Annotated in this window: 5 protein-coding genes; 1 reads left to right on the top strand and 4 read right to left on the bottom strand. The window is 71.4% G+C overall.

Annotated features, from left to right (window positions below; all coding sequences use genetic code 11):
* Positions 1-48: 48 nt before the first annotated feature.
* Genes AB0L89_RS06455 through AB0L89_RS06440 form a run of 4 tightly spaced genes read right to left on the bottom strand, consistent with a single transcriptional unit; the run spans position 49 to position 7,129 of the window.
* Positions 49-1,713: a tryptophan 7-halogenase gene (locus AB0L89_RS06455; protein ID WP_365135219.1), complete on the bottom strand. Its 1,665-nt coding sequence runs from the start codon at positions 1,711-1,713 to the stop codon at positions 49-51.
* 42 nt (positions 1,714-1,755) lie between these two features.
* The gene (locus AB0L89_RS06450; RefSeq protein WP_365135216.1) at positions 1,756-4,515 is read right to left on the bottom strand and encodes an AAA family ATPase; all 2,760 of its coding nucleotides are present in this window, start codon (positions 4,513-4,515) and stop codon (positions 1,756-1,758) included.
* Positions 4,502-5,818 (bottom strand): cation:proton antiporter, encoded by a 1,317-nt coding sequence (locus tag AB0L89_RS06445; RefSeq protein WP_365135213.1) that lies wholly within the window; start codon positions 5,816-5,818, stop codon positions 4,502-4,504. The genes AB0L89_RS06450 and AB0L89_RS06445 overlap by 14 nt, the downstream gene beginning before the upstream one ends.
* A gap of 39 nt (positions 5,819-5,857) precedes the next feature.
* Positions 5,858-7,129 (bottom strand): NAD(P)/FAD-dependent oxidoreductase, encoded by a 1,272-nt coding sequence (locus AB0L89_RS06440; protein WP_365135210.1) that lies wholly within the window; start codon positions 7,127-7,129, stop codon positions 5,858-5,860.
* Between the two features lie 307 nt (positions 7,130-7,436).
* Between AB0L89_RS06440 and AB0L89_RS06435 the strand changes: the two genes are divergently transcribed.
* Complete coding sequence (locus AB0L89_RS06435; protein WP_365135207.1) at positions 7,437-9,119, top strand: FAD-binding protein; 1,683 nt, start codon at positions 7,437-7,439, stop codon at positions 9,117-9,119.
* Positions 9,120-9,135 lie beyond the last annotated feature (16 nt).

The following is a 9,135-nucleotide window of genomic DNA, read 5'->3' as shown; positions in this document are numbered from 1 at the left end:
CTATTCAGGGCGGTTGTCGGCATCCCCCTAGCGTCCGGGTAGGGGGATTCAGCGGCCCCCTCGTATCCGCATGCTCACCAAGCCCTTCGATGCGCTGATCATGCGCTTTCCCATTTCCGGCGGAGCGTCCCTGCGGCACCAGACGGCGTTTTTCATCATCTTCATCGGTGACATGTTGAAGCAGCGCATGTCACGTTCCCCGAAGCCGAACACGGGGGGAATGAAGTCCGCGTTCTTGATGTGCCCGAGAATGCGTGCCGCGGCGTCCCCCGGGTCTGTTCCGCCGGCCTCGACCGAGCGGCACAGATCGCGGGTGAGAAGGCCCATCTCGTTGAACGACGCGCTGACCGGGAGCGGCGACCCGGGGCGTTCGCTCTTCTCCAGGTCCCGGAATATCGAGTCGTCGCCGGTCTTCGAGAAGCGGAAGTGCGCGTCCTCCAGCATGACGTTCCCGAGCATGGTGCCAAGCATCCAGGTGCGGTTGACGGCGTTCCACAGCTCGTAGTCCCCGAAGCCCACGAAGGAGCTGTGGACGAGGTCGTCGTGGAAGTCGAAAAGCCCCTGCTGGAGCGGTTCGAGGTAGCCGAAGCGCTCCAGCGACCAGTCGCCGTCCCGGGAGGCGGCGATGAGCCGCCAGCCCAGCGCGTTGACCAGTTCCAGGGTGTTGGTCAGGCCGCGCGAGTACAGCGCGTCGATGAACCCGGCGGCGTGCGAGGTGAGGCAGAACCGCTCCCCGACGACCTGCTTGGCGGAGTACTGGAGCCGGCCGGTGGACACCCAGGGGCGCACCGCCGCCGCGCCGCGGAACTGCCAGGCGATCTCGGGGAAGCGGGCCAGGAAGTCGTCGAACTCCTGCTGGGGCGTGCCCTCTCCCTTCGGGTACATCCGGGGGTCGAGCGTGAGGCCGACGCTGCACAGGGGGTTGACCGCTCCGGCGTGGTTGTCGAAGGGGATCACCCACAGCCAGCCGCCGTCGAAGACGTGGTGCAGCGTGCCGTGGTGCCAGGGGTTGGGCTGGTCGTGCCCGCGCGCGGCCGGCGCGTCGTCGAAGGGCCGTACGCCGACCATGTGCGTGAACAGGGTGCGCGTGTGGGTGTGCGCCCGGGTGGGCGTCTCGCGCAGGTCCAGCTTGTCGGCCAGCGGCGAGCGGAATCCGCTGCCGTCCACGACGTAGCTCGCCCGGAACTCCTGGCCGGACTCGGTGCGCAGCACCGCCCCCTCGTCGGGGTCGATCTCGATGTCCGCTATCCGGGTGGCCAGCTGCGGATGGGCGCCGTACTTCACGGCGAGGTGGAACAGATAGGCGTCGATGTCCTGCCGGAAGAGGTGGGTCTCGGTGCGCAGCGCGGAGGGCACCACCATCTGGTTGATCTGTCCGGGGTCCTGCGAACGCCCTTCCACGTGGTAGACGAATCCGAAGTTCTGCTTCTGGCCGCAGTTCCTCGAAACTTTCCGCATGATGCCCTTGAAACTGGAAAGCGGCTTGATCTCCGGCACGTTGTAGCGGTCGGCGATGATGCGCGTGAGCCCCGAGGTGTAGGGAATCGTGGACTCGCCGACGGCGAACCGCGGATGGGTCCCCGCGTCCAGCAGGAGCACTTTGACACCGTTGCGCGCGAGGACCGCCCCCAGCATTCCTCCTGCCATTCCGCTGCCGAGAATCGCGACGTCGTAGTGCGGACCCCGACTCCGTCCGCCGGTGTTCTTCTGCATTCCCTGGCCTTCCCTTCCCTGCTTCGGATGTGGCGCGGTTCGTCAGCCGCCGAGGACCGTCTCGGCGGGCAGTTCCTGGCGTGATCGGACACCCAGCTTCCGGAATATCCGGGTGAGGTGCTGCTCCACCGTGCTCGCGGTGATCGTCAGGCGTTCGGAGATCTCCCGGTTGGTGCAGCCGCGCGCGGCCAGGACCGCGACCCTGCGCTCCGACCCGCTCAGCGTGGCGACGGCCGCCTCCGGCCTCCTCGATTCGGTGCGCAGGGCGGCGATCCGCCGGGCCTGCTCGCCGAGGTCCCCGAGGGTGGCCGCGACACCGGCCTCGTCGGCCAGCCGCACCGCCATCTCCAGGGCGGGCAGCGCCCGTTCGGCGCGGCCCGCGTCCACATGGGCCCGCGCCAGGTCGGCGAGGGCGCCCGCGAGCCTGACCCGGTCCCCCGCCTTCTGGAGGTTCTCCACCGCCTCGGTCAGCCGCCCCACGCGTGCCGCGGCCGGGCCGACCTCGGCCAGCGCGCACAGCGCGACACCCCGGGCGCGCGAGAGTCCGGGGCCGGTCATCTCCAGCTCCTCGCGGGCGAGGAACTGGGCGCGCCGCTGCTCACCGACGGCGAGGTGCGCCCGTGCCGCCTCGGAGCGCCAGGGCACCACCGTCGGATGGTCGAACGCCCAGCGGCGCATCTTCTCGCCGCACGTCGTGAAGTCGTCGAGCGCCGCGTACGGGTGCCCGGCCGCGAGGTGGTAGCGCCCCCGCGCGTGCAGCAGGTAGAGACCGAACCGGGTGTTGAACACCCCTTCGGTGAGGGGGATCTCCAGGTGTTCGGCGGCCGATGCGAGGTCCCCGGTGTCGACCGCCGCCTGTACGAGGTTGGCCACCGGGCCGCCCAGGCACACCCCCCAGCTCTCGGCGGGCACCCGCTCCAGCGCGGTCCCGGCGAACCTGCGCGCCAGCAGCGGGTCGCCCTGCCGCAGCGCGATGCCCGCCCGCAGCGAGGAGAACTCGGCCTCCCACAGCGGGACATGACGGGCCCGTGCCTCGCCCAGCCAGTGGTCGCACCAGATCGCCGCGGACTCGTGCCGGTCGGCGAAGGACAGCGCCGCCACCGCGCACATCAGCCACTCCTGGGTGTCACCGCTCAGCCGCAGCGTCCGCAGGGCCGCCTCCGCGTCGGCCACCGCACGGTCGTCGGGACCGTTCGCGAGCACCCGGGAGAGCGAGGCCGCGCCCCGGATCCGCGGATCGGCCGCGTCACCGGGGCCCGGGCGCAGCGCCGCCACGAGACCGGGGTACGTCGCCGACAGGAGCTCCCGGGTGGCGCGCAGCTCTCCTCCGGCGGCCGGGTCGGCGTCGTGGCCGCGCGCCTCCATCCGTTCGATCGCGTGGGAGGCCTCCTCGAACCTGCCGTGCCACAGCAGGTACTTGGCGAGCTTGAGGGCGTGCTGGTCGGGCAGCCGGCCCGCGCGCAGGGCGACGGTCAGCTCGCCCAGGTGGCGGGCGCTCATGGACGGGTTGAGCACCCAGGCCGTACTCGCGACGAGGGCACGCAGCACCACCCGCTCGGCGTCGTCGTCGCAGGAGCGCAGCGCCGCGTCCAGGCAGGCGTGCGCCTCCACGGTCCGGTTCGCCAGGAGGTAGCGCTCGGCGGCCTCGCGCAGCACGGGCACGGTCCAGGCGCACGCGGTGACGTCGCCGCCGATAACGTGCTCGGCGATCTGGGTGGCCGCGGCTCCCTCCTCGTACAGCACGGCCGCCAGGCGGGCGTGCAGCGCGCGGCGCTCGCCGACGGCGAGGCTCTCCACGACCGCCTTCCGGGCCAGCGGGTGGCGCAGCCGGCCGCCGTCGAAGAGCCCCGCCGTCTCCAGCGCGTGGATGCCGCGGGCCACCACGGTGACGTCCTCGTCGAGCACCCGGGCGAGCCGGGCCGGGTCGGTGGGCCGCTCGTCGAGCAGGGCCAGCGTCTGTGCCACGCGCAGGAGCACGGGTCGCCCGCGGTGCAGACAGCTGAGGACCGTGTCGCCGAAGGACTCCCCCACCACGAGCCGGTCCGGCGCCCGGTCGAGCACGGCGACCGCCCTGCGGTGGTCCTCCGCCAGGGCCCGTACGAGCAGGGGGTTGCCGCCGCTGACGGCGTGGCACTGATCGCCCAGTTCCCGTGCCAGGGGGGCGCCGAGCGCGGCACCGAGCAGTTCGGCCACACCGTCGGGGCCGAGCCGCGGGACGGTCATCCCCACGTAGTTGGGCTGGCGCAGGAGCTCGGAGTGGAGCTGCGGGTGGGCCTGGCGGGAGAGGGTGCAGTCGGTGAGGACGAGCACGATGCGCGCCGAGCGCAGGACGCGCAGCAGGTGGAGTATCCAGTGCATGGAGAGCGGGTCGGCGAACTGCACGTCGTCGACGCACAGCAGGACGGGTACGCGGGCGGCGGCCCGGGTGACCTCGGCGCACAGGCCGTGCAGGGCCGCGGCCGTGGCGGAGTCCAGGGGCTGCTCCCCGAAGGGCGCGCCGCCCTCGGGGGCCGCGACCGCGCCCCTGACGACCTCGCCGACGACCGGCCTGCACGCCGCCAGCTCCGGCGCGTCGCACAGGAGTTGACTGAGCACGGCACCCGGTGAGCGCCGTTCGGGCCAGGACCCGACCGCGCTGAGGAGCAGGAAACCGGCGTCGGCCGCGCGGCTCTTGAGGACGGTCAGCAGTTCGGTCTTGCCGCAGCCGATGCCGCCCCGGATGACCACGGCCCCGCCGGTGCCCCGCGCGCTCGCCTCCAGTACCTCGGCGAGCGCGCGCAGTTCCTCGTCACGTTCGGCCAAGCGCATGGTTCTCCCCCCTGCTGTCCTGGCCTTCCGTGCCGTCAGCCGGGTCCCGGACGGCGGCCTGGGCGTCGCCGCCGGCGCGCTCGCCGGGGACCTCGACCTTCTTGCGGTAGACGAGGGTGAGCAGGGGGCCCGTCATGGCGGTGGTCACCAGGGCCATGGTCACCATCAGGCCGTACAGCGACTCGTTCAGCAGACCGGCCTCCAGGCCGACGCCGAGGATGACCAGCTCGGTCAGCCCGCGGGTGTTCATGAGGGCGGCGAGCGCCACGGAGGGCCGCGCGGGCAGGCCACGTGCCCGGGCACCGAGGTAGGTGCCGCCGAACTTCCCGGCGACCGCGACCACCATGATGGCGGCGAACTGGGCGAGTTCGGAGGCGCCGATCCCGCTCAGGTCGACCTTGAGACCCGCCACGACGAAGTAGATGGGCAGGAGCAGCACGGTGATGTGGTGCACCCTGCCGTTGATCGCGTCGCGCAGTTCGGGCGCGCCCTCCCTCGGCATCACGAGGCCGAAGAGGAAGGACCCGAAGATGTAGTGCATGCCCATGGCCTCGGTGGCGGCGCCGGAGACCAGGGCCCCGACCAGGACCACCGAGAACCACCCGGGCGTCAGCGCCGCGGCCTTGCCGCCCGGCACCATGAAGCGGCGCAGGAGCGGACGCACGACCGTCAGCATGAGGGCGATGAAGGGCAGGATCAGCGCCACCCTCCAGTGCTGCCCGCCCTGGCCGCCGACCGAGGCCTGCACGGCGGCGAGCGCCGCCCAGGCGACGATGTCGACGACCGCGGCCGTGGCCAGGGAGATGGCCCCGAGCGCGGTGCGCGAGAGCCCCCGGTCGTCCAGGATCCTGGCGAGGACGGGGAAGGCCGTCACCGACACGGCGAGCGCGATGAAGACCGTGAACGCGACCGGCTTGTCGGTGTCGTGGACCCGCATCAGGTAGTACGCCAGCGCGAGGCCGACGCCGAAGGGCACCAGGGTGGACCCGATGGCCGCTCCGGCGGTCATCCGCCCCCTGCCCCGCAGGGTGCCGTGGTCGATCTCCAGACCGACGGCGAACATGAAGAGCGCCACCCCGATGTTGGCGAGCGCGGTGAGCAGGGGGCGCACGTCCGGCGGGAACAGTGTCTCGGCCATGACGCCGTCGAAGAGCGTCGGGCCGAGCAGGATGCCCGCGAGGATCTCGCCGACCACGGGCGGCTGGCGCAGCTTCGCCGCCAGGGCACCCAGCGCTCGGGCCAGGAACAGGATCAACGCGACATCGGCGAGCAGAAGCTGCACCTGGTGACTGGTCATGTGAGAGCCGCCTCACCCCTCCTCGTCGGGTTCCGTGGGTTACTTCGACAGCGGATCGGACACGTCGCCCACGAGGTCGTCGAGGCTGATGTTGAGCATCGGGTGCTTGCCGCTGAGGCCGGATATCAGCGTCACGAAGTCGACGCTGGGCTCGTTCTTCTTGTCCGGGTCGACCATTTCCTGCGCCAGGCTGTAGTAGAACTCCTTGTATTTGGTGCGGTCGTAGAACCGCTCGACGAAGAGGCGGATCTCGTCGAAGAAGGAGCGGTAGGCCGTCGCGTACCGGTCGAGCGCCTTCTCCTCGATGTCGGGGTGCTTGAGGATCTGGTCGACGATCTTCGAGAGGGTGCTGCCCGCGAGCGTGGCGAGCGCGACACCGGTCGAGAACAGCGGGTCGACGAAGGCCGCGGAGTCCCCCACGAGCACCCAGCCGTCACCGTGGAAGCGCGAGCTGGTGTAGGACCAGTCGCGCGCGGTGCGGAAGCCCGCGGACTGCCGGGCGTTGCCCAGCATCTTCTTGAGCTTGGTGGACTTCTCCCGCTCCTCGTGGAAGAGGTCCTCCAGGGAGCCCTCGCTCGCGCCGGCCGTCGCGGAGCGGGTCACGTAACCGACGCTGATGGTGCCCTTGTCGATCGGGATGGCCCAGAACCAGCCCTCGTCGAGGCCCTCGATGAGGATGTTGGTGTACTCGTCGCCGGGCAGCCGCTCGCAGTTGTCGAAGTACGTCCATACGGCGACGTTCTGCAGCTGGTCGTGCCAGGAGATGTCGGCGAGCTTCCTGCTGAGCACGCGGGACTGGCCGGAGGCGTCGATCACCAGGGAGGCGCGGGCCTCCTGGACGCCGTCGAGGCCGCGGAGCGTGAAGCGGACGCCGGTGACGCGGCCGTCCTCCTGGATCGCCTCCTTCACGGTGGCGTCCTCGATGATGTACGCGCCCAGCTCGCGCGCCCGGTCCAGGATCAGGGCGTCCATGTCGGCGCGGCGGGTGTGGTAGGCGTAGGCGTGCGGGCCGCCCTTGATGAAGGAGAAGTTCCAGGGGATCTGCTCGTTCCCCCACACCAGGGTGCCGCCGTACTTGCGCTCGAAGCCGCGCTGGTCCATGCGCTCGGTGAGGCCCAATTCCTGCATGGGGCGCATGAACGCGGGAATCAGGGACTCCCCCACGTGGTATCGGGGAAAGCGTTCCCTGTCGAGGACGAGGACGCTGTGCCCTTGTTTGGCGAGGAGTCCCGCGGTCGTCGCGCCGGCCGGTCCACCGCCAATGACGATGACATCGAATCGGTCAGGAACTCCATAGAGCGTGGACGCCATTTCTGACCCTCTCTCGCTGCGATCCGGAAGCGCCTGCGGGAAGGGGCGGAACGCCGGGCGACGCGGAAGCGCGCATATCCTCGGCAGGCCGGGTCAGCTTGCGGCAGGCCCGCTGAATGGGATCTACAGGCCCTCTGGACGATGTCTTACAGGCCCCTGCCGAACCTCCGGGACCTGCCAGGACGCCCGCACGGGCACTCTGCGCGCCGGGATTCTGAGCAATTTGGAAGGTGCGGTCCCGCGCACCATGGCCACATCATCGGCAGCCATAGGGCATTCGGGAATCAAGAAATAAGGAGCGGCTCCGGTGCGACAGGAACAGCCCCTCGATGAGAGGGAATTGACCGTCGACGTCGTCGTCGTGGGCTCGGGGGCGAGTGGTCTGTCCGCCGCCGTCCGTGCGCGCGCCCTCGGCCTGGACCCCCTGGTCATCGACATCGCCGACCGGTTCGGCGGCACCGTCCCGCTGTCCAGCGGGGCGCTGTGGATACCGGACAACCCCGTGATGCGGGCGGCCGGTGTCGACGACTCGACCGAGGCGGGACTGCGGTATCTGGAGGAGTGCGTCGGGGACGAGGGCCCCGTCACCTCGTCCGCGCGGAAGGCCGCCTTCATCCGCGAAGGACCTCGGCTCGTCGAGTTCCTGCTCGAGCACGGCGTCGAGTTCCAGTACTCCGACCCTTACCCGGACTACTTCCCCGAGCTGCCCGGCGGCCACGAGCGGGGGCGCATCATCCTGCCCCGGCCGTTCGACCTGCGCCGGCTCGGCTCTTGGCGCGGGCAGGTCGCGACCGTCCCCGGCTTCAAGATGAAGCTGCTGGTCAACAGCGTGCGCGAGGTGATGGACCTGCCGTTCGCGGGGGTCGCGCCCCAGGGCCGCCGCGCCCTGGCCTCCGTGCTCTCCCGCACGCTGTGGGGCAAGGCCCTCGGCCGTGACGAGGTCAGCCTCGGACAGGCGCTGGTCGCCCATGTGCTGCTCGTCGCGCAGCGCCTCGGCGTGCGCTTCGCACCCCGCACCGCGCTGCGCGAACTCCTCGTCGAGAACGGCGAGGTGGTCGGCGTCACCGTGCGCGCCGACGGCCGCACCAGGACCGTACGTACCCGCCGCGGCGTGGTCCTGGCCGCGGGCGGATTCGCCCGCAACGACGAGATGCGCAAGCGGTACCACCCGCAGCCGTCGTCCGCGCGGTGGACCACGGTCGGCCCCCATGACGCCGGCGACGGGATCCGCGCCGCCCTGGACGTCGGCGCCGCCACCGCGCTGATGGACGAGGCGATCTGGTCGCCCGTCTCCGTGCTGCCCGACGGGAGCGTCGCCGGGACGGTGTGGGAGCGCGAGACCCCGTACTGCCTGATGGTCAACGGCGACGGCGACCGCTTCTGCAACGAGTCCGCCAACTACATGGAGATCGGGCAGAAGATGTACGAGCAGGACGGCGCGGACTGGTGGCTGATCATGGACAGCAGGCACCGGCGGCGCTACCCGTACGGCGACGCGCTGCCCGGCCGCACCCCCAAGGAGTGGCTGCGCAGCGGCTATCTGCGCAGGGCGGACACCCTGGAGGAGCTGGCGGGGCTGTGCGGCCTGCCCCCCGAGCGGCTGCGCGCGACGGTGGAACGGTTCAACAAGCTGGCCGACGCGGGCGTCGACGAGGACTTCGGACGCGCGCGCAGCGCCTACGACCGCGCGGGCGGCGACCAGGGGCACCGCCCGGACCCCAACCTGGGCGCGGTGCGCGAGGGGCCGTTCTACGCGGTCCAGCAGTTCCCCGGCGACACCGGCACCGCGGGCGGGCTCCTGACCGACGAGCACGCACGGGTCGTCGGCGAGGACGGCACGGCGATCGGCGGCCTGTACGCGGCGGGTTCGACGGCCGCGCGGATGACGGGGCGCGTCTATCCCGGTGGCGGTGCCTCGCTGGCCACGGCCATGGTCTTCGGGTTCATCGCGGCGGGCCACGCGGCGGACCGGGTGCCGGCCGAACGGTGAACGACGAACGCCGCGT

The organism is Streptomyces sp. NPDC052114 (assembly GCF_040680155.1).
Classification (GTDB): domain Bacteria; phylum Actinomycetota; class Actinomycetes; order Streptomycetales; family Streptomycetaceae; genus Streptomyces.
Note: the sequence above shows the minus strand (reverse complement) of the source record. Positions and strands in the feature narration are given on the sequence as shown.